The 20,448-nt window shown below is 51.8% G+C and carries 20 protein-coding genes; all 20 read right to left on the reverse strand.

From position 1 onward, the window contains the following. Positions 1–157 precede the first annotated feature (157 nt). Positions 158–1,174, reverse strand: a complete 1,017-nt coding sequence (locus NITMOv2_RS16055; RefSeq protein ID WP_053380830.1) for a glycosyltransferase family A protein — start codon at positions 1,172–1,174, stop codon at positions 158–160. 57 nt (positions 1,175–1,231) lie between these two features. After that, a complete protein-coding gene (locus tag NITMOv2_RS16060) occupies positions 1,232–2,134 on the reverse strand; it encodes an FkbM family methyltransferase (RefSeq protein ID WP_083448109.1) in 903 nt (300 codons plus the stop codon). Positions 2,135–2,191: 57 nt separating this feature from the next. Then, positions 2,192–3,220 carry a GDP-mannose 4,6-dehydratase gene (locus NITMOv2_RS16065; protein ID WP_053380832.1) on the reverse strand — a complete coding sequence of 343 codons (1,029 nt, stop codon included), beginning with the start codon at positions 3,218–3,220 and terminating at the stop codon, positions 2,192–2,194. Between the two features lie 11 nt (positions 3,221–3,231). Then, positions 3,232–4,509 carry a class I SAM-dependent methyltransferase gene (locus NITMOv2_RS16070; RefSeq protein WP_053380833.1) on the reverse strand — a complete coding sequence of 426 codons (1,278 nt, stop codon included), beginning with the start codon at positions 4,507–4,509 and terminating at the stop codon, positions 3,232–3,234. A 33-nt stretch (positions 4,510–4,542) separates the two neighbouring features. Then, positions 4,543–5,295, reverse strand: a complete 753-nt coding sequence (locus NITMOv2_RS16075; protein WP_083448110.1) for an FkbM family methyltransferase — start codon at positions 5,293–5,295, stop codon at positions 4,543–4,545. Positions 5,296–5,325: 30 nt separating this feature from the next. Beyond that, positions 5,326–6,303, reverse strand: a complete 978-nt coding sequence (locus tag NITMOv2_RS16080) for a CgeB family protein (protein ID WP_187299249.1) — start codon at positions 6,301–6,303, stop codon at positions 5,326–5,328. 71 nt (positions 6,304–6,374) lie between these two features. Then, a complete protein-coding gene (locus NITMOv2_RS22910; RefSeq protein WP_145976382.1) occupies positions 6,375–7,226 on the reverse strand; it encodes a class I SAM-dependent methyltransferase in 852 nt (283 codons plus the stop codon). A 77-nt stretch (positions 7,227–7,303) separates the two neighbouring features. After that, the gene (locus tag NITMOv2_RS16090) at positions 7,304–8,317 is read right to left on the reverse strand and encodes a glycosyltransferase family 2 protein (RefSeq protein ID WP_053380837.1); all 1,014 of its coding nucleotides are present in this window, start codon (positions 8,315–8,317) and stop codon (positions 7,304–7,306) included. Between the two features lie 21 nt (positions 8,318–8,338). Next, positions 8,339–9,418: a glycosyltransferase family 4 protein gene (locus NITMOv2_RS16095; protein WP_053380838.1), complete on the reverse strand. Its 1,080-nt coding sequence runs from the start codon at positions 9,416–9,418 to the stop codon at positions 8,339–8,341. Between the two features lie 45 nt (positions 9,419–9,463). After that, positions 9,464–11,179: an ABC transporter ATP-binding protein gene (locus NITMOv2_RS16100; protein ID WP_145976383.1), complete on the reverse strand. Its 1,716-nt coding sequence runs from the start codon at positions 11,177–11,179 to the stop codon at positions 9,464–9,466. 207 nt (positions 11,180–11,386) lie between these two features. Next, a complete protein-coding gene (gmd, locus tag NITMOv2_RS16105; RefSeq protein WP_053380839.1) occupies positions 11,387–12,478 on the reverse strand; it encodes a GDP-mannose 4,6-dehydratase in 1,092 nt (363 codons plus the stop codon). A 29-nt stretch (positions 12,479–12,507) separates the two neighbouring features. Next, entirely contained in the window at positions 12,508–13,011 is a 504-nt protein-coding gene (locus NITMOv2_RS16110; RefSeq protein WP_053380840.1) for a UpxY family transcription antiterminator, read from the reverse strand. A gap of 5 nt (positions 13,012–13,016) precedes the next feature. Further along, the gene (locus NITMOv2_RS16115; protein WP_053380841.1) at positions 13,017–13,397 is read right to left on the reverse strand and encodes a four helix bundle protein; all 381 of its coding nucleotides are present in this window, start codon (positions 13,395–13,397) and stop codon (positions 13,017–13,019) included. Positions 13,398–13,538: 141 nt separating this feature from the next. Next, complete coding sequence (locus NITMOv2_RS16120; protein ID WP_053380842.1) at positions 13,539–14,099, reverse strand: winged helix-turn-helix transcriptional regulator; 561 nt, start codon at positions 14,097–14,099, stop codon at positions 13,539–13,541. Between the two features lie 174 nt (positions 14,100–14,273). Further along, on the reverse strand, positions 14,274–15,077 hold the full coding sequence (locus tag NITMOv2_RS16125; protein ID WP_053380843.1) for a glycosyltransferase family 2 protein: 804 nt from the start codon (positions 15,075–15,077) through the stop codon (positions 14,274–14,276). Continuing rightward, positions 15,074–16,324, reverse strand: a complete 1,251-nt coding sequence (locus NITMOv2_RS16130) for a glycosyltransferase (RefSeq protein WP_083448116.1) — start codon at positions 16,322–16,324, stop codon at positions 15,074–15,076. Before NITMOv2_RS16130 ends, NITMOv2_RS16125 begins: the two co-directional genes overlap by 4 nt. Beyond that, positions 16,228–16,725, reverse strand: coding sequence for a class I SAM-dependent methyltransferase (locus tag NITMOv2_RS24040; RefSeq protein ID WP_238590371.1), 498 nt, complete (start codon positions 16,723–16,725; stop codon positions 16,228–16,230). Before NITMOv2_RS24040 ends, NITMOv2_RS16130 begins: the two co-directional genes overlap by 97 nt. Positions 16,726–16,762: 37 nt before the next feature. Beyond that, the gene (locus NITMOv2_RS16140) at positions 16,763–18,268 is read right to left on the reverse strand and encodes a B12-binding domain-containing radical SAM protein (RefSeq protein ID WP_053380846.1); all 1,506 of its coding nucleotides are present in this window, start codon (positions 18,266–18,268) and stop codon (positions 16,763–16,765) included. A gap of 45 nt (positions 18,269–18,313) precedes the next feature. Further along, positions 18,314–19,402: a glycosyltransferase family protein gene (locus NITMOv2_RS16145; RefSeq protein WP_053380847.1), complete on the reverse strand. Its 1,089-nt coding sequence runs from the start codon at positions 19,400–19,402 to the stop codon at positions 18,314–18,316. 3 nt (positions 19,403–19,405) lie between these two features. After that, a complete protein-coding gene (gene rfaQ / locus NITMOv2_RS16150) occupies positions 19,406–20,443 on the reverse strand; it encodes a putative lipopolysaccharide heptosyltransferase III (protein ID WP_053380848.1) in 1,038 nt (345 codons plus the stop codon). Positions 20,444–20,448: the final 5 nt, after the last annotated feature.

Below are 20,448 nucleotides of genomic sequence, written 5' to 3' on the forward strand. Positions count from 1 at the left end.
ACTTCTCGCACCGGAATGAGAAACAAACGGCATGGACTTTAGAGAAGGATGGAACAGAATTTTAGGGATTGAAGTGCTCGCAAATGACCTGTTTCTCACGGCTGCAACAGGCCTGTTGTCTGAGCGAGCGGTCACGCATTTAGAACTGGAGATGGTTTCAGTACTCTTGTAACAGGCGAAATTTCCGTTGGCTAAAAAGCATCTTATACATTTTGTACAGAACCTTGTTTGCTGCCAATGGCAGAAGAAAAAGAGGAAGTGCAATCCAGAATTCCGGAAAACTCCAATAGTATTTGAACATCTTCCATCGCTTTCCACTCGGAGTGTCCCACCCGCCAACCCACCCCACAAGCATGCCCCTCCAGAGCGCCGCAAAATTGGTTTTCAGAATTCTCCGTATAGCTCGTCGAGTAAACTTGTCCTCGAACTCCTTGACAATCGAGTAAAAGTGGATTCCGTAAACGTTGAATCCATCGTTTATAATTTTCCCAGACTTATTTGTCTCACTCTTAATTTCTTCTATTGTTGTGGGGTGGTTTAAGACATACGGACCTGCCAGAAAATAGAACTTTCCTTTTCCGGAAAGTACGTGCAGGTATGCGCATGTCGACGCGAATGAGAAATCTACTACATGCCTTCTAGCGACATCTAGGCCAGACAATCCATTCTGCCGACGCATAATCTGTGTAGAAACCAGGCCAATTCCGGTTCCCAAGACTTCCAAGGCCTCACTGCCGTCCTTAAAAAAACCAGATGGCCTTCCTTGTATCGCCACACCTCTAGGAAGGTCAGAGTCAAAGTTGGCCCAAATTAAATTCAACTCCGGATTTGCCTTAACTAGAGATACAACAGCTTCCACCCCGCCAGGAAGCAGCTCATCATCGTCGCTGAATAGCCAATAGAACTCCCCTCTAGCTTTCTCCAGTAAGAACAAGCTGGCAGCATCGAGGCCAATTTTCGGACCAGTGAAGTACTGATAATTAATGTGTTTCCCAGTGACCAACTGATCGAAAATCTCTTTCGATTCCGCATTTGTACTGTCGTCCCTTACTACCACTTCAGTTTCCTCAGTCAGTTGCGGCAACAGTCCGATGAGCATTCGCTCGAATTGACGGGGCCGGTTGTACGTGGGGACGCATATGCTCAAAATGATGTTCTTGCCACTTTCTTTCATAAGTCATGACCATAATACGGGGAGCGCAACGGATAATACGCTGAGCTCATGGTGAAATCAGGCCACAAGCTTTGCATAAATATTTCCCACTTGCATGTTTCTCGACGGCTCGTCCTTAAGATAAGGCATGTATACCCAGTGTGGGGCAGTATGGTGGACGACAAATCCCGCGTCCTCGAGATGAGCCTTCAGTCTCTCAAAGCCGTAATGATATTCAATGACCATATAGGAAAATCGCTGCAAGACCTTCTTTTCTGCATTCAGGAGTATTTCGTACTCATACCCTTCAACATCGAGTTTTAAAATTCCATTATTGATCCCGAACCTATTCACAACTTGCTCTAGCGTTACGATAGGCACTTCGGCACCCACTTCTGAGGGCTGAACACCGGCACCAAACATATCTTCCAAATTGTGATCGATGGACAGAGTTCCAGGGCTTCCTCCAGCAGCTGCGAGGATGACCGTACAGACTTTTGAGAATCCATTCCTCTGCACGTTCTCCTCTGCAAGACGGAAGTAACCTGGGAAGGCCTCTATCGCGTAAACTTGACTCGCACCTTCCAGAAGGAAAGAAATAGCGGTGTCACCAAACGCAGCTCCAATATCGACTACCTGCCTCCCTTTTATTGGAGTGGACTCAAAGAACTCTCTGTAAGGCTCACCCCCAAAAATTTCCAAAATGGTATCGAATCCATAGCTCCCAAAATTGAAAGAGAGATTTCGATTCTTGTACGTGAAACTAATGATGGTACCGGCAAGCTTCGCAGAAGGGAAATGATGAAAAAGATAAACACACCTTAAATATTCTCCCCATGTACTCTTGTTGAATTTAAGAGTATGCCCTCCCCTAAACTTTGCCGTACATTCCCTTGTGAGCCCTAGCCATACCGATATTGCACAGGGCCAGTTTCTAGTCGTTTTAATTGCGAGCCCAAGTCTCTTCAATCTAGTTTCCATCACCTCATCCCAATAAAGATGAAATCCGCCTCACTCTCCACTGCTATTGCAGTCGTATTAACCTTCTCTGCATTCGTTTTGATCCCGTACCAGTTCACGCCTAACAACTTCAAGGTCGTTCTCAATCATCATTTTGATAAGTTCTTTAAATGATGTCTTCGGACTCCATCCCAAGATACGCCTCGCCTTTGTCGCATCGGCAAGCCAGGGGTTTGTCTCAGCTGGCCTGTACAGGCTTGGGTCCACAACAACGTGACGTTTCCAATCCAAGCCTAGGTAATCAAAGACACGTTCGACAAACTCTTGGATCGTGTGGTTTTCCTCCGTGCCAATCACATAGTCATCTGGTGAACGGTGCTGGAGCATTGCCCAAATCGCTTCGACAAAATCTCCCGAGTATCCCCAATCTCGTCTTGTCTCGAGATTACCGAGGAATACTTTTTCTGCCAGACCGTACTTGATTCGTGCGGCAGTCGATGTAATTTTCCTTGTCACAAAAATCTCCCCACGGCGAGGAGATTCATGGCTGAAACAGATACCAGAGCATGCAAATATCGAATACTTTTTCCGATAAAGCTTGGTTAGATAGAAGCCTGCGACCTTTGATATCCCGTAGGGCGATATAGGATTGAAAGGCGTATGTTCGTTCTGTGGCGACTCCACAGCATCGCCAAACAACTCGCTACTTGCAGCAAAATAGAACTTTGCACTGGGCATTCTATCTTTAATAAGTGAAAGAATCGCAAGGGTGCTTTGGGTATTCGTTTGGAATGTACCCCAGGAGTCTTCAAAAGATTTTGGCGTATGGCTCTGTGCAGCGAGGTGATAAATCTCGCTTGGACCTATCTCGCAAATGGTCTTCTTAAGCGACTTCTCATCTGCCACGTCAACATGATGGACGGTAAGTTGCGGCAATCCAACGAGATGGCGAATATTTATGAATTCGTTACTTGTTGCTTGCTTTTGAGAAATTGGACGCACAAATCCGTGTATTTCGTAACCTTTTGCAAGTAAGAACTCCGCTAGATAAGAACCGTCCTGTCCGTTAACTCCAGTAATTACAGCTATCTTATTTCGATTATTCATATCTCAAAGAGTTAGCTGCCGATTACGCGAAACTCTGGCATGGGAACGATGAATTTCCCCCCTCTGCGGAGATAATCAGCCTCTCTTGCCAAGAATTCCGGCAAGAAATGCCAAGCTAAAAGGAAATAATAATCTGGCCTCTTGGCCCGTGACTCTTCTTCGGAAATCACAGGAATAAGAGTGCCCACAGTAAATTTTCCCCATTTTTGATGGTTGCGATCCGCAATAGCCTCTACCAACTGCGGGGTAAGGCCGTAAAACTGTAGCGTGGTATTGCCTTTCGTGGATGCCGCGTACCCATGAATCTTTTTGCCGTTGCTCACCTCCTGCCGTATGAGCGCCACCACTTTGTCCTTAGCATCAAGGATTCGTCTCACCAGCGCATCATAGGTCTCCTTCTCATCAAGCCCGAGGCGTCCTTCTTTCTCCCTGAGGGCAACGACGCGGGCATCAGCACCATCATCCAGCTTCAAGGAGTCGCCTTTGCCGGTTTTCTTGACGAACACTCGAATACTGCCCTCATTGATATGCTCTCGCATTTCAATATCGCATACCTGCAATCCATGCCGATCCAACAGCCTTTCGAGTGACCGCAAAGAGTAGTATTCAAGATGTTCATGGCATATTCCGTCGAATGCATTTCGCTCCAGGAACGACGGGAGGTACATCATCTGTATTACCAGTAGCCCCTCGTCATCTAGACACTTCACAATGTCCGACACGAACGTATTCGGGTCATCCAAGTCATAGAACATACCGATTGCAGTAATTACCTTCGCCCGCTCCGCGCCGTAGGCCATTTTCCAAGCTTCATAACCGAAAAAATCTACAATGATTCTGGTCGTGCCCTGTCTCCCAAACACTTCTAAGTTTCTCGCAGGTTCGAAACCAATGGTTCTTAGCCCTTTCACCTTGTAACCACGGAGCAAGGTTCCATCGTTCGCACCTATATCGATTACGCAATCACCACGTTTGAGGTCGGCAATCTTGGTCACCTTTTCAGCAATACTATTTAACTCATCAGTCATCGTTCTATTGATACCGGAACGGTACCAATAATTTCTGTACATGGCTTCACACGAGACCGTGTGCCTTAATTGAAGCAGCCCACAACCTCCAGCCGTTCTATTGCACAACACCAGCTCAAGGGGAGCTTTGATTCCCTTTTCTTTGTCAGGAGCATCCAGGAAATCCGATACGTATAGCTCCCCTAGCGACAAAATGCTCACCAGATCGCTTGCTCCGCAGACTCGGCACCGATCAATGACTCGAAAGTTAACCTTTCTCATGGTCGCCACTTTCTTAAAGGATACACTTTCACCTCAATCTGCCCTCATAAAATACGTGTCGCTGCCACTCCAAATTATCTTGTACCCGTATTGCTTCAAGAGATTTAGAACCTCATCGACGGATTGCCCACGATTGGCCAAAAAGCTGGAATGTATAGAGATATCAAGCGCCGGCTTTCTCGACAGGATTTCATGGGCATTGCGAAGGGCATCTAATTCATACCCCTCGATATCCATTTTAATGAGATCCGGATAGAGGTTGTTTTCTCTCGCATATTCGTCCAGAGACAACGCCTTACCAGAAGCCCTCACTAGAGGATCAGAGTAATGGGTTTCTTGCCCAGGGCTACCAACTGCTCTATTGATTACCTCGGCCGGAATGCCATTCCTCACGAAGGTGTTTTTTGTAAAACTCGCATACTCCTTCGTGAACTCGAAGGCGACAATTCTTTGCACCCCTGCAGCCGAAGCAAGATAGCTATAGAAACCGATGTTGGCGCCAACATCGAAGAACACCTTTTTACCGGCTGCGAGCTTCATAAAATAAGGTACTTCTCCAGGCTCGTAAAACATCCGGCCGACGTTTCTGTTCCTGCCTTCGTACTGAATGAGCGTCGTATCGGTCCGACACGGGATGGCTACTTGCCAGCAACGAGCGGGCAGTGCAATTTGAGTATTACCGACGTAGAGCATCTTGGGTAGATACAGAAACGCCCAAAGCGTTAGCTTCATACGATAGTAATGCGCTTTTATTGCAGCCCAAATAGGGGAAGACACAGTATTCATGCCCGGGTAGTCATATACCCGAAAGCACCGCTAACAAGGTGCGCTTTGGCAATGCGCCACTTCCTCCATCATTTTCGCCAACTGAACTCGCATACTGTAACCACTCCTTATACATCGTTCTCTCCCCGCCTGTGCTATCTTCTCGCGCTCTTCGTCATGAGCGAGATAGTATTGAATCTTGGCTAGCAGTTCCTCGTTCGATGCAAAGAACTCCGCTTCCCTTCCTTCCTGAAAGAACTCCATGTGCCGAGCCGTCCTTTCCCCCAGCATGAAACCACCACAGGCAGGAATCTCCACACTTCGGCTTGTTACCTCGTCTCGATTGATCTTTCGCAGGAAATTTACATTGATCTTTGTTGCGCAAATGGCCTTTGCATAGTCCTCACCGAAAAGAAATTCATCCTTTACTACAAGGAATGGATGCCGATCCGCCCATTGCCTCCACCCGTTTCCCCAAACAAGAACCCGCACACCACTCTCGGCCAGATATAACAGTGATTCCGCCCTCTGCTTTTCGAAGGCGCCAATGGCGCTGACGTCGCATGCAAACCGATGACGTTCGCTATCCGTCAAACGCCAAGGCCTGTGAATATGCTCATCGTACGAATCGAGAAATAATTTCGTCTGTTTTGCGCCCCACAACTTCAGCTCCGCTAGATTGTACGCTTTTGTCGTAAAGACGACATCGTAGTATCGCAGGCCTGTTCGATACCAGATCGAATGACCATGCGAAGCGAACATATCATCCTCTGAGCATGACACCAACCGGATCGACGGCGCGAAGGCTTTGATCCGCAGCAAGGTCCAAGGCCATATCATGTTCCCTTTTTCAATCCATACGAGGTCAAATCTGGAGGAACGAACAGCTTTGATGACTTTTCTATTGACGTGCATGTCATCAAGAGGAATCTTCAGCTTCCAAAAAACTCGATACAGAAAGGAAGGAGGATCAATACGATGGGGCGCTGAGACCTTGGCGTGGGAAAATGCCACGACGTCATGCCCCATATCCTTCAAGGTTCGGTATCGTTGAAAACCTCTTCCATACTCGTTCAAGTCGCCGATATATAGGATGCGACTCATGCCGTCGCAGAACTGTCTTTTTGACTCCATCTAGGCAGATACACCACGTGTGATGCTTGGCATCCCCTGCATATAGCATGCGTTGCCTTGAGATCGAAGGCTCGCCCTTGACACATCGGACATTGCAGAAGATTCATCAGATCGATCGCTCTATTCCTGGCATTCTGAGAGAATAACTTCCGGATTACAGTCAGCGCCCATCGCTTCGCAATAGCCATGGACGATGAGTTTTCAGTAATCTCCGTCGGCTGTGCTCGCGGTCCTTGCCAGCTTGCATCACATTCCGGATTAAGAATGCGATATCTAATTCCACCCGTTTCTTTGTTCCAGTAATAGCGAACGTGAAAATGGAAGGGGAATTGAGCCACCCACTTCGGGAAAATAGGGCGGGCCTTGTGATGAAACAGGCTAACAACTTCCTCGTCTTGAATATAATGCTTCTTCTTTCTTATAACGAGCTCATTATCGACATCAGTAATTTCCAAACGATGAAACCCATAGTGTGTTAGTCTCTCCATAAAAGCATCGGGCACTTCAATGTATCCTGCCCGCCCCACTCGCTGGATCTCGCTCAGGAACCTCTCCGGATCTGCGGAGTGTTCCAGTACATGGGACGCGATCACAAAGTCAAAGCTTCTATCTCGAAATGGCAATTGCTCACCGAACGCCAGAATAGTTGGTCGGTCGTGAACAAGCTGCGCATAAAATCGCTCTTGCGTTTCTTCATAAGCATCGCACAGGACATTGGCCCTAAAATATGGAGACGCCCCACTTCCTATTTCGAGGACCAACGCATCCTTTGCGACTGGACAATAAAGACGCCGCAATGACCAGGCAATCGAATCCATACCAAGCCTTCGGAATAACCGCATCGGTATACTTTCCGTTGCCGTTTGTCCGTTCGAAGAAACCACACTCTTACCTGCTATAACCTCGGAGTGCGGCCAAGAATTCTTTTGATTTGAAAGATACCCCAATCACACACCCCTTTGCCGAGCACCACTAGTAAAACGACATAAATGTAATAAAGATACGAAGAATTGAATCCCAGCTTGTTAAGCTCTCCCACATAGCGAAGAAAGATCCTTACGCCTGCCTCACGATGAACGGCCAGACTCGGATAGAAATATTTTGACATGTCTTTCTTAATACGGTCGGTTGACGCAATGCCGTGCTCCCTGTCGACAAATTCTGTGATACGAGAAAAGCTCTTCAGGAAATTCAGCGATATTTGAAGAGTAGGGCGCCGTGGGATGAACTGTCCCTTTTCTCTATCGAACATGACGTCGCCGACATTGTGGTCATGGGATGCGTATTGCTGGGTAAACGGCTTATCAAGATACGCTGAGGGGTAGCGCAAGACTACTTCAGCAAGCACATAGAGTTGGCTAAGCATAGTTCCATTGAAGCGATCAGTCAGATATGGGACAGCACATTCCCGGCGGACCATGAATCCGGCTATATAGACACTCTTCCTAAATAACTCGATATAAGTTTCGACCCCAGGAGCAAAGAACTTCGTTTCATTAAAATATCTAAATCGCTCGATTGCCCCCCCACCATGAATCAAATTATGGGACTTCATCACATAGCCAAGCTGGGGTTGCTCATGAAGAAACCTCAACACTTGATCAAGGGCACCAGCCACAAACTCGTCATCGTCCCCCATGTAGATCAGCCAAGTTCCCGTCGCGCGGCGGGCCAACTCGCAGAACGTGCCATCGTACCCTATATTCTTTTCATTCTCGAAATATCGGACAGGATACGGATGATGATCTTTAAATTCGGTGACAACGTTTCTTATCTCTTTTTGCCTAGGGCTGCAGTCTTCGCAAATAACCACCTCAATCTCATCTACCCGAACAGTGTCGATCGTCTTGAGAAGTCTGAGAAGCAATTCCGGGCGGTTGTAACTAAGGATGCAGATTGACGCGAACACAGGTTGGCTCATAGAGCAGGGCTAAGCGGCCATTCGAGCCTTCACAGGTTCCGACTGACAGAGCAAATCAAGTAACATCTTCACACGCTCATTCCATGCAGCCATTCCATAGACTTCTAATGTCCGTCTGCGCAAATATTCACGGTCACAAAATCTTTCACTTGCTCTCTTTTCAAGAACTTCCACAATCGTGTCGGCTATCATTTTCGTATCGTCTGGATTCACTAGGAGCCCTATCTCACCGTTCAGAAGGCCTTCACGGCATCCATACCCATCGCTTGCCACGACGGGTACACCACATGCCAGAGACTCAATAAAGACAATGCCGAAACCCTCGAACTTCGATGGTAGTACAAATACATCTGCAAGATTGTAGTAATCGACCCGCTCACTGTCCGAGATCGGTCCGGCAACAATAACGCTTCCATCAAGAACGGAAGATTCATGAAGAAGGGTGTTCACCCGATCATCGTGACCGCTCCCTACGATTAGATAGACGGCGTCGGGAATCCTTTTCAATACACGAGGGAAAGACCTTAACACCCTATCCTGACCTTTATGTTCAGAGGTCGCAAGACGAGCCAAGGAGAGAATGACAGGGCGACCTGCAATATTGAACTTTTCAATTAGCGATTGGCTCTTCTCCTTGATGTGAAAAATGGATCCATCCACAGCGCTCGGCAGCATAAAAATCTGGTCTTTCTTTTCAGGGAACTGACGAAGGATTAAATCTTTCGTATATTCCGAAATCGTAATGATGAGCTGCGCACCAAGCACTCCCTGACGCTTCAACAACCCATTGACTTTTATGACTTCGATTCCATAGAGAGCGAGTGTGTACGGCGTACCCCATATCGATTTCAGAATGATACAGACAGGGGAGAAATTGAGGTGACCACAAAAGATGATGTCTGGACGATGCTGCACAAACGTGAAGAGGAATCGACAAAGGAACGATGCCTTTGCCATGAACCCTCCCTCTCTTCTCTGGACAAGGCTGATAGTTGCACCAGCTTGCGAAAGAGCGTAAACGAAGTCCTTATTGTACTTTTCAATCCCCCCTATCCGTTTGACATCGCCGGCGACAAACAACACTTTCATAGTATCACTACCCCACTGAATAGCGATCGCGCATATCTAGCTCCTTTACTCCCCGTGAGCCAGAGCACTTCGACGGAAAATAGGTCTAGTAGCCAAGAGATCATCGTAGGTCCCTTGCGCCACAACGCGTCCACTCTCCAACTCCAGGATCATGTCGCAACAACGCACGGTAGTAAGCCGGTGCGCTATCAGCAAAACGGTGAGATCACGATCTAGAGCATTAATGGCGTCCATTACAGACTGTTCGGTAGCATCATCGAGTGCGCTAGTAGCTTCATCAAACACCAGCACGCTTGCTTGCTTATACAGTGCCCGCGCGATGCCGATTCGCTGCCGCTGGCCGCCACTCAAACGAACGCCTCGTTCTCCTACTATGGTGTTGTAGCCTTCTGACTGACTCTCGACGCAATCCGTGATCTGAGCCTGGCGTGCAGCGAGCCGAATACGCGCCATATCCATATCGGCGGCTGGCACACCGAGGGCGATGTTTTCAGCAATGGTCGTATCTGCCAAGAAGATACTCTGAGGAACATGAGCAATGGTTCGCTGCCATGCTCTCAGACGGTTGCCAGCAATGGGCTGGCCGTCTACCAGAATCTCGCCTTCGGTAGGGACCACTAGGCCCATTAACAAGTCTAGTACGGTGCTCTTTCCGCTACCTGTCCTTCCTACAATGCCGACCCGTGCACCCTTCGGGATGACTATGCTAAGCCCGTTTACAATCCAAGGTCCGTCGCTCCGATAACGAAAGCGGACTGAGTTGAAGGTGACATTGTCTAGAAACACTAGCGGGGGCGGAGGAGGCTGTACAGCCTCAGCGGAGAGTGGCTGGTCGAGTAATTGGAGAGTATCGATTACTGACGCGTGGTTCCCAATGACCACAGCCCATGCATTGTAGCCTTGCTGTAAGGCCGGTAGAATTCGTTGGGCGCCGAGCGCGAGTGCGCCCAATACCGGCAATGCCATAGCGATACCGCCAGATTGACGGCTAAGGACGTATGCTACGACCGCGATAACCATCATACCCAGAGCTTCAATGGCATACCGAGGGCAATGGCCCATAAAGATATTGTCGCCTTGTGCGACTCGTAGGGGTCGATCTGCTCTGCGGTAGGCATCACAATAAACAGCTTGAGTGCCATCTAAGAGTATATCCCGTATACCACCAAGACCTTCCTGCAAAACTTTGATAACCTGTGTTTGTTCAGTTGCAATCCGTTCGCTATTACGATTGAGCTTTCTTTTAAACAGAAAAGCGATGGCTCCATAGCTGAGCCCGAATCCGAGAGTTGTCGCCATAGCTGTCAGGGGATCAATCGCGATCAGCGCAGACGTCACTGCGATCAACAATACGACAGAGCTCAGCAGTATCAGCACTGGAAGCAGAACACCGAACACCACACCATTGACCTTGTTAGTTATGCCGTTAATGACTTCGCTACTATTGCGATTAACATGTACGCAATACGGCTGATACAGAGTACGTCGATACACCTCTATGCTCAGGTCTGCGCCACAGGCGAATGCCAGCCGGGTGCTCGCCCATAATAGGAGCAAGCGAATCGCTCCTGCGCTCAATGCGGCAATGGCAAAACCCATAGTGAAAGGCAAAACCAGTTCATCGGGCGAAGTAATACCCCAAACTCGCATTAATTCGGCAAGCATTGGATGGCTGAAGACCTTCTGTGGTGCTGTAAGGATTCCGATAAAAGGGAGCACTGCACCGAGGCTGATAACCTCGGCAACAGCGCTCACCAGCATGAGTAGCATTAGAAGAACAAGCTGCCTACGGCGGCGTGGAGTCAGATTCTCCCAAAGGCGCCATAGCATGGCTAGAAACCCGTTTCTCCACTTGCCTGACATCATCTCATGTCGAACTAGAACGAAACGACTCGATTGAGTATGTGGCGGGAATTCAGAACTAAGCAAGGCAGGATGTTAAGCCGAATTGATTCAAAATTACTGTGCCTACTCATGCTGACTCAAAACATCATAGCCGTGTTTCTTTACAAGCTTGTCTCTTTCAGCAGACTTCAAATCCGCACAGACCATTTCATCGACCAATTGCTGAAATGTAATCTTTGGCACCCAACCGAGCTTCGTCCTTGCCTTCGATGAGTCACCGAGAAGGGACTGGACTTCTGCAGGGCGGAAGTACCGGGGGTCCACTGCCACAATACATTTTCCGCTAGCATCATATCCCCTTTCATCGATACCAGTCCCTTGCCAATGAATCGAAATTCCCAATTTCTTAGCGACCGCCTCAATAAAATACCGCACACTGTGTTGAACACCCGTGGCAACCACAAAATCTTCAGGGTGTTCCTGCTGCAGCATCAGCCATTGCATTTCCACATAGTCTTTCGCATGTCCCCAGTCACGCTTAGCATCGAGATTCCCGATGTACAAAGTGTCTTGAAGGCCCATCTTGATGCGCGTCAATGCACGAGTAATCTTGCGAGTGACGAAGTTCTCGCCTCGAAGAGGAGATTCATGATTGAATAGGATGCCGTTGCATGCGTAGATGCCGTACGATTCACGATAATTTACTGTGATCCAATAAGCATACAGCTTCGCTACACCATACGGAGATCTGGGATAAAATGGCGTAGATTCTCTCTGCGGAGTCTCTCTTACCAGACCATATAGCTCAGACGTGGAGGCTTGGTAAAATTTGGTCTTCTTTTCCAATCCTAATATCCGAATTGCTTCCAAGAGCCGTAAAGTTCCTACCCCATCAACGTCTGCTGTATATTCGGGAGATTCAAACGAAACAGCCACGTGGCTCTGAGCAGCTAGATTATAAATCTCATCTGGCTTGGTCTGTTGAATAATTCTCGTCAAGTTAGAGGAATCGGTAAGATCGCCATGATGCAAGAAAAACCTCACACCCTCTAGATGTGGATCTCGATAGAGATGATCTATCCTTGCTGTATTAAAGAAGGATGCTCGGCGCTTGATCCCATGTACGATGTAACCTTTTTCCAACAACAGTTCCGTTAGATAAGCCCCATCTTGTCCAGTAACCCCAGTCACGAGCGCTACTTTTTTCGTTAGCACGCCTTACTCCCCTAGCTGGCTTTGCCGCATTATGACGGCATGACGTCTCTTACATCAATTTCCACCGCAGCCGCCTGCTGAATCAAATGGACGCCGAGCACCAACCGATGGCGTTTGTCTTTGCGCAGCAGAACGCCGTGCACACCCTGCAACGGCCCACGGACGACTTCGACTCGCATGCCTTCATGGAGATACGGATGTGGATCGTACGGCAGCACGCTCGTCATGAGCCGGCGGAGCGCGTCGATCTCTTCTTCCGGGATGGGCTCCGGCCGGCTGCCGCTGCCGACGATCTCGACGACGCCGGTGACCTTCTGCACCGGCACTTTATCGTGCTGCGCGAAGCGCACAAAGCAATAGCCGGAAAACAGCGGCACTTCGATTTCTTTCTTCCGATCTTTCCACTGGCTCAAGCGCTTCACGGTCGGCAGCAGCGGCTCGATCCCTTGCTTGTCCAGCTGATCACGGACCACTTTTTCGTGGCGGGACTTTGTGCGAAGGGCGTACCAGTGAAGACTGTCTATCTGGTCCATCTGGTCTATCTCGTCTGTCTCGTCTTAGTTCGGAGGTATTTGATGAGTCCGGAGATGATTTTGCTGGTCTTCTCCACTTGCGCATAAATGTCGTCGAAGCTGTCTTGGGAAAGATACTTTTGGTCAATCGCGACATAGAGATGGCTTTGGACTTCGGCTGAGGAAGACATAGCGATAAATAAAAATTGGACGAATTCTTTGTCAGAATGCCGGACGAATCCTTCAGCGATGTTCGACATAACAGATACAGAAGCCGCTTGAATCTGCCCGCATAGTCTAACGTCACGTTGCCAGATCGGATTTCGACTTATCGCTTCATAGACCTGCCGCGTGAGTTTCCGAGCTTCTTTCCAGCAATCGAGATCTTCAAATCGAGTGAATTTCATGGCATCCGTCTGGCTGGTCTATCTGGTCGACGAGATAGACGAGATAGACATCTTCCACCAGATAGACGGTTTTGGACACAGCTTCGCCCTCTCACTTACAGTCGGATCAAAAAACGGCGCACAATATGGTCGACCGATGCGCTAAGCCCTGAAGCCCAGCGTCAACACTTTGTCCCGGGGGACGCCGGATCGGACCAACTGCTCTTCGCAGTCCGTCGACCCGTCGAAATCGGCGATCAAGACCCGGTCGAATTGCCACTGTCCGATGCGATCTACCGACGATACCGGATAAGACAGAAATGACTCGCGTGAGTCTTCGTCCACGAATCCGACACAGGTCAAATTCATCTCTCTCAAAGAGAGATAGGCCAGCTCGGCCAATTCTCCCGTCCCGCAGATCACGACACGCTGCCCCGGCGCCCCATCGAGCGGCGCCAACATGTCGCTCAGTCGCTCCCGGATATCTCGGTAGTAGGAAAGCGAATACTTCATGTATTGATAGGTCAGCCGCGATTTTTCGCTGAGGCCTTGCGGCGTCAAGAGATACCGGATCCGGTTGCCTGGAATCGTCGAGATTTTAATGTAGCCCTTGCGGGCGAGACGCTTGAGATAGAGATTCGTCAAGCCGAGAGCCACGCCGAGCTTCGACGCGAGCGACCTCTGGGTGATCGCGCCGTCGCGCTCCAACTCCGAGAGCACCACAAGATCTCGTTGGCCCTCTAGATCCAATCCACAACCTCAAGGAGAGCGGCCCGTTCAATAACTGAACGGGAAATAAATGTCAACACAAGTTTTGTGGATCAGCAGGTAAAAAATTGGCAAGGATGTGTAGTGTCTGAGAAACGAAGTTGGCAGGATCACGAGCGAGCTGAAAGATTATCCATAGTTCTTCTCCACCAACGTGTGGCCGTAACGGAATTGTTCGTATCGTCTTCGCCATGCCGAGTGAAAATCAGTCCAACGGCGCTGGAACCAGTTGCCGCGTATCGTTCGGTTCCACTTCTTCTTAAAATGGGCAAGGTTCTCGGCCGGGTACGCCTTGGTTTCAGATCGCTTGATGGCATCCTGCGTCACCATTCCGAAGTGATGGATCAGGACCGATCCCGTCGTGCCGATGGAAAACCCGGATTCTTGAGCGCGCCAAAAAAAGTCGATGTCTTCGCATCCTCCGTACGCAAATCCTTCATCAAAGAGGCCGATCCGGTCGAACACTTCCCGTCTCACTAGAAAACATGCGCCGTAGAGCTCTGCTCGGACCGCGTTGCGACAACAGCCGGTAAACTCGCGCGCATACGCCTCTAACTCATAGTTCAACGGTCCTTCGCGCGCGGCGGGACTCACGATTCCGTGGCTCGTTCCTTCCATATAACGCAACAAACCTTCCAACCAGCCCGGCGTCACCACGATATCGTTATTCAGGATGCCAATGACGCGTCCAGAACTGGCCCTCACGCCCTGATTCCAGGCCTTGGCGCAGCCCAGGTTGGTTTTGTTCGTGATAACCGTTGCCTGTTGATCTTGAAGATATTCGGGCGTACCGTCCGACGACGCATTGTCCACGAGAATCAGCTCATAGGGCTGGGGAGTATGTCGCCGAATCGACTCAAGACACTGTCGAGTGTAGTGAAGCTGATTATAGAGGGGGATCACCAGACTGATGAGGTGAGCACGATCCGTCACGCGCGATCTCCTTCAGCGGCAATAGGCGCAACCGGCGCGATGGCGGCATATGCCGACGTCAGGCCTTGCATCATCGCATCAATGGTAAAGTGCGTCTTGGCCCTGTCTTGGCCGGCTCGAGCGAACCGCTCCCGCTTCTCCAAATTCTTCAACAAGACCCTAACCGCCTCGGCCAATGCTCCAGGGTCATCCGGCGGGACGAGCAGGCCGGTTTCTTCGTGTACGATCACTTCCGGCAAACCGCCGGTTGCCGTTCCTATCACCGCTTTCCCCATCGCCATGGCCTCGATCACGGCGATCCCGAAACCTTCCATCCGGGACGGCTGAACATAGAGATCCATGGCCGCGATATAGGGATAGACCGGGTCCTGAAAGCCTGCGAACTGCACGTGCCTGGAAAGCTCAAGCGCCTGGACCTGTGACCGCAGGGCGCGCTCGTAGGCAGGGTCTCCCGTGCCTACGATGACATACTGCACCGATGGTTCTGTTTTCACCACACGAGCGAGGGCGGCGAGCATCACATCGTAGCCTTTTCGCTCAAACAGGTTGGCCACCGTTCCCAATAACAGGGCGTCCGGCGGGATCGATAATTGCCGCCGAACCGCTTGTCGATCACACGCGAGCGCACCGGGTGGAAGGTCCAATCCGCTATACAATGTGCGGACGCGGGCAGCATCAATTCCCGAAGCCTTGATCGATTCCTCGATCTGCCGGGACACCGCCAGTACGAGGCCCGCGTGATTCAGCCGATATCGAGAGACTTTGGGCGGCTCGATCTCCTGGCGTACGTGTGCAATCACCGGGAGGTTCATTCCATTTACAGCGAGCATGGTCTGGGGAACCCACCAGATATCGTTGACGTGAACCACGTCGGGGTTCAACCGTTCGAGCATCATGGCCAACTGCCGCACCGCGCGCCGACGCCGGAACATCGTGGTCCATTTCCGCCATGGCGGAAACTCCGCGGCATGGACCGGCGCACGGCGCATGCGGAGTTCCGCCGATAACGCTCCATCCGGGGGACAAATCACTATTGGCGTGAGCCCGTGTTGAGGCAAGCGCTCGACATAGAGCAACAGTTCCCGCTCAGCGCCGCCGATCGCCGCGACTCCGTGAATGAAGACCACCGTCGGAGTCTTGCGCGGCTCCATCATTTCGATTTCCGCGCCCGCAGGGTCACATGCATGTTGTCCACGACGTTCCAGAGGTAGCGACGGCACCGTTTTTGGAGGTATTCGGGAAACCATCGGAAGGGCTTCCGCACTTCATACACAATCTTCTCGATCGCAAAGTCGGTCCGCACTCCGTAGTCCGTCGGAGACTCAAAGTACTGAAAGGTGTCTTCAGCGATGTAGCGCACGTGAGTCGGGTCCCGGAACGCGCCGCGCGAGGTGTAGTATGGCACGATGATCTCCACGGCAGCGCCCGGCTTACAGACGCGATACACTTCCTCCATCAGGCCAATGAGGTTCTTCACGTGTTCGATCACGTGGCTCATATACACGAAATCGGCGGCCCCTTCCGTAAGAGGGAGCGGCTCTTCGAGGTCGCAGACCACGTCGATGCCCGGCTGAGGCCGGCGATCGAAGCCATAGGCTCCCGGCCGCTTATGCGGACCGCAGCCGAGATCAATGATGATTTTTTTCACGTCGCCCTGGCTGGATGGGATCTCGCCCACGCAATGACTATGCCGACCTTCCTCGATCAAGGGCATGATCGGACGAGCGAAGAATGCGGGGCGGGATGTGGCCTTGTCCCATGGAATGTTCATAGCGCAACGCAGGGGCGCCGGCATTGAAGGGAATCTCGAGCGTGGCCCGCACGTCGTTCTCAAGCCAATCCCTGAGCCGAACCAGTTCTTGGCTCGAGAGGTGATCGGTATAGACATACGAGGTGTATTCGCCGGGGACGCCTTTGTAGTATTCAGCCACCTCTCGGTAATCCACTTCAACGCTATGCAGGCGGTCCCCGGTTCGCGGATAGGTATACGTCCAAATGCCCGGCTTGGTCTCCACCGCTTCATCGAAATACGGAGTGCCGGGATAGGTGGTAATGACCGTCGCGTCGAAATCGTCCGGTTTCACGCTCACCAGCCAGTCCCTCGTTGCGCGGATCGTGCCTTCCGACTCGCCGGGATGACCGAGAGACATCAGCGCCTTGACTTTGAGGCCGTGCCGCTTGGCAATCTCCATGGCTCGCGTATTGTCCGCGAGTGAAGCCTTTTTTTGGATGTTCGTCAGGATGCGCTCATGTCCGGATTCAAAACCGATCAAAATCCACCGGAAGCCGGCGCGGTACATGGCGTCGGCCTGCTCATCGGTAAACAGCTCGGCTTTGATAAATCCACGCAGTCGAAATTCTACGCCGAGGTCCACCTGTGTTTTGGCAATAAGGTTCATGAGCTCGACTAACTTTGGGCTTACATTCAGTTCGTCATCGTAGAGCATGAACCCCTTGACGCCGTATGTTTCATAGAGGGAGAGAATTTCCTTCACGATGTTTTCGGACGTCCGCATCCGGATGCGCCGCAAAAACGGGCTCATCCGCCCCCCGCAGAATCCGCAGCCGAACGGGCACCCGAGCTGAGCGATCAGAGACAGCGCCCGTTCCCCGTCGATCGTGTAATGGTAGCTCTCGACGTCCACGAGATGTCGTGCGGGGAAAGGCAACTCCGTCAGAGTATGGTCGGTCAAGAACAATTCGGACCGAGGATCGTCCGCGTCGATGACCGGTTCCGGATGCTCTTTCACCGCCCGCAACACAGCCGATTCGCCGTCACCCAGGACGAGCACATCGAACATCTCCCGCAGTTGCTGGAATGCCAGCGTCCCGCGTCCCTGCACCCCTCGCTTTTGCTCATGACGAAAGGCGGCATGGACCAACGTCGCATGGGGGCCTCCCAGCATTGCGCGAGCGGAGGGGGCATATTGCCGCAGCGTGCGGAGGATTTTCGTCGCAGCGGGCATCTGCGGCGTCGTCGCCGTCAAGCCGTAGCACGACACGGAGCCGGACCGCGCATGGTCCTCAACCACCTCCTCGAAGTTTTCAACGCCGGACAGATCGAGGAGTTCGACGTAGAAGCCCGCCTGTTCCAGCACCGCCGCCACCTTCAGGATTCCCAAGGTCATGAAGACTCGTTCGTCCAGCAGGAATAGAGACGGTGGAATCACCAGACAAATTCGCTTCACCATGGCCGATTTCTCATAAGGTAATCCTGAGTCGCGTTGCCGACTCCATTAGATCATCCGCCGGCAGACGTCAAGAAAATACTCCGCTCGTCGCTCGCAGGTATGGTGCTTGAGCGCATGCTCGCGGCCGGCCCGGGAGATTTCTTCCCGTTCGTTGTCGGCACTCAGATAGTGACGGACCAACGGCTCCAGGTCCTTGAGGTCGTTCCGGAAAAATACCGCATGCCGGCCGTTTTCAAAGTTGTCGGGAACCACGGATTCCGGCGTATCCGACAGAAGCAGGGTTCCGAGCAACGGAATCTCGTAATATCGGGGAGAGGGGGTGAGCCCTCCCCCTCGGATATGAACAGCAATCTTGGACCGCGCGATCTCTTGATAGTACTGCTGGGGAGCCTTTTTCTTTTCCACCACGCTTCGATCCACCGGTCCATCGTCTGTGAGCTTGACCCACAAGCGTTTCGCGCCTTGCCTGATGAGCTTCGATCGGCGATCGGTAGGTTCCGCGTAGACCCCGCCCTCGAAACGTACGCCGGCCAAGGAGGAGAGCTTGCCGGTTACATCGAGCCGGCGCGGATGGGACACGCGCCCGGTGTACGAGACGTCGATGTCTTTGCATGCGGACACGGAGGGAAGGATCTCGGGAATAATGGACACGGGAAGAGGAATCGTCCGATCGAACAACTGCCGGTCGCCCCTGAAGTGCCAGAACCGTCGGCTGACATCCGGCCACCAGTTTCTCATCCCCCAGATATAATCGCGCTTGAAATAAAGCGCCGGCCGGTAGCGGCTGACCACATCGTGGCGAATGTTCGCGTCGTCGGCGCCGTCGATGAACACAACCGGCGGGAACGGTACACGTCCATAGAGCCGAGTGACTTCTTCTAAACAATCGGGGCGAAAAGATGCAATGCAGACCAGATCGACCTTCTTGTGCGCGAGCAGGTCCTGCACCTCCTCACGTCCATAGCGGATACCGGGCCGCTGAATCATGTACCAATTACTGGCCTCCGGGTCGTGATACAGGCGCTTGTAGGGATAATCCACCACGCAGTCGTTTCCACGCAGCCGTGAAAGACCGACGTACAGGGGGTCCGATACGTAGTCGAAGTGCTGATCGCCGAGAAACAGAATGAACACGTCCTATTGAGTCCTCAGCTGAGACGCTGGAGCCGCTTGTCGGAGCATATCGGCTGCAACCTTCAGGACCGCCTCGACCGAGATCTGCCTCATGCAGTTCAATTCCCCTCGGGTGCAAGTCGGGTGGAAGCAGGCCCGACAGTCGAGCCCCTTGTATAACACGTTGACTCGTTCCCCTCGCGGCCCCCATTCTCTCGGGTTGGAGGGACCGAACAGTCCAATCACCGGCGTTCCCACGGCAGCGGCAATATGCATGGCCCCGCTGTCATTTCCGATGAAGAGTATGGCGCGCTTCGCCACGGCGGCAAATTGCTTCACCGATGCGTCCGTCATTGGAATGAGCCGGCTTTTCGCATATCCGGCCACCTGCCGCGCCAAATCACCTTCGCCCCGGCTGCCACCGACGAGGATTTGGCAGCCGTATTCGGCGATGAGGCGGTCGGCCAGCTCGGCAAACCGCTCGGCGGGCCAAGCCTTAAACCAGTAACGGGCGCCCGGCTGAAGGATCACTATTTTCCGATCCATTCGCACGCCGAGCCGGTCCAACAACTCGTCGGCGCGTCTTTCGTCGTCCGCTGACAACCACAAGCGCGGCATCGCACCGGGGGTCGTAATGCCCAACGGTTGGAGCGCCGCCACATCGCGCTCGATTCGATGCCCGTCCGGCCCTCCTCGTACCACCGCGGTATAACAGCGGCCTCTCCAGCGACCTTCATCATTGAACCCGATGCGCACCCGCGCTCCGCTGGCCCAACTGAGGAAGGCCGACCGATCGGCGTCCGTCAAGTCGATAACCGCGTCGAATTGTCGACGTCGCAGACGGGACACCAAACGCATTTGCGCCATGAGCGAGGTTTTTTCAAGCGGCACCACCTCATCGACGTCGGGATTCCCGATCAGAATCTCTTCAGTCCCACGATTGACGATCACCGTCAATCGCGCCAGCGGATGTGCCGCTTTCAAGGCGCGGAGCGCCGGAGTTGCGAGCAATACGTCGCCGAGATACCGCAGCTTAATGACCAGAACATTGCGGAGGCTCATAAACC

The sequence above is a fragment of the Nitrospira moscoviensis genome, assembly GCF_001273775.1.
GTDB classification, from domain to species: domain Bacteria; phylum Nitrospirota; class Nitrospiria; order Nitrospirales; family Nitrospiraceae; genus Nitrospira_D; species Nitrospira_D moscoviensis.

Coding starts and splice junctions, on each gene's coding strand:
- NITMOv2_RS16055 (WP_053380830.1), bottom strand. CDS start 1,174: ATGAAAGAAAGTGGCAAGAACATCATTTTGAGCATATGCGTCCCCACG.
- NITMOv2_RS16060 (WP_083448109.1), bottom strand. CDS start 2,134: ATGGAAACTAGATTGAAGAGACTTGGGCTCGCAATTAAAACGACTAGA.
- NITMOv2_RS16065 (WP_053380832.1), bottom strand. CDS start 3,220: ATGAATAATCGAAATAAGATAGCTGTAATTACTGGAGTTAACGGACAG.
- NITMOv2_RS16070 (WP_053380833.1), bottom strand. CDS start 4,509: ATGAGAAAGGTTAACTTTCGAGTCATTGATCGGTGCCGAGTCTGCGGA.
- NITMOv2_RS16075 (WP_083448110.1), bottom strand. CDS start 5,295: ATGAATACTGTGTCTTCCCCTATTTGGGCTGCAATAAAAGCGCATTAC.
- NITMOv2_RS16080 (WP_187299249.1), bottom strand. CDS start 6,303: ATGGGGCATGACGTCGTGGCATTTTCCCACGCCAAGGTCTCAGCGCCC.
- NITMOv2_RS22910 (WP_145976382.1), bottom strand. CDS start 7,226: ATGGATTCGATTGCCTGGTCATTGCGGCGTCTTTATTGTCCAGTCGCA.
- NITMOv2_RS16095 (WP_053380838.1), bottom strand. CDS start 9,418: ATGAAAGTGTTGTTTGTCGCCGGCGATGTCAAACGGATAGGGGGGATT.
- NITMOv2_RS16100 (WP_145976383.1), bottom strand. CDS start 11,179: ATGCTGGTGAGCGCTGTTGCCGAGGTTATCAGCCTCGGTGCAGTGCTC.
- NITMOv2_RS16110 (WP_053380840.1), bottom strand. CDS start 13,011: ATGGACCAGATAGACAGTCTTCACTGGTACGCCCTTCGCACAAAGTCC.
- NITMOv2_RS16115 (WP_053380841.1), bottom strand. CDS start 13,397: ATGAAATTCACTCGATTTGAAGATCTCGATTGCTGGAAAGAAGCTCGG.
- NITMOv2_RS16130 (WP_083448116.1), bottom strand. CDS start 16,324: ATGGTTTCCCGAATACCTCCAAAAACGGTGCCGTCGCTACCTCTGGAA.
- NITMOv2_RS16140 (WP_053380846.1), bottom strand. CDS start 18,268: ATGGTGAAGCGAATTTGTCTGGTGATTCCACCGTCTCTATTCCTGCTG.
- rfaQ (WP_053380848.1), bottom strand. CDS start 20,443: ATGAGCCTCCGCAATGTTCTGGTCATTAAGCTGCGGTATCTCGGCGAC.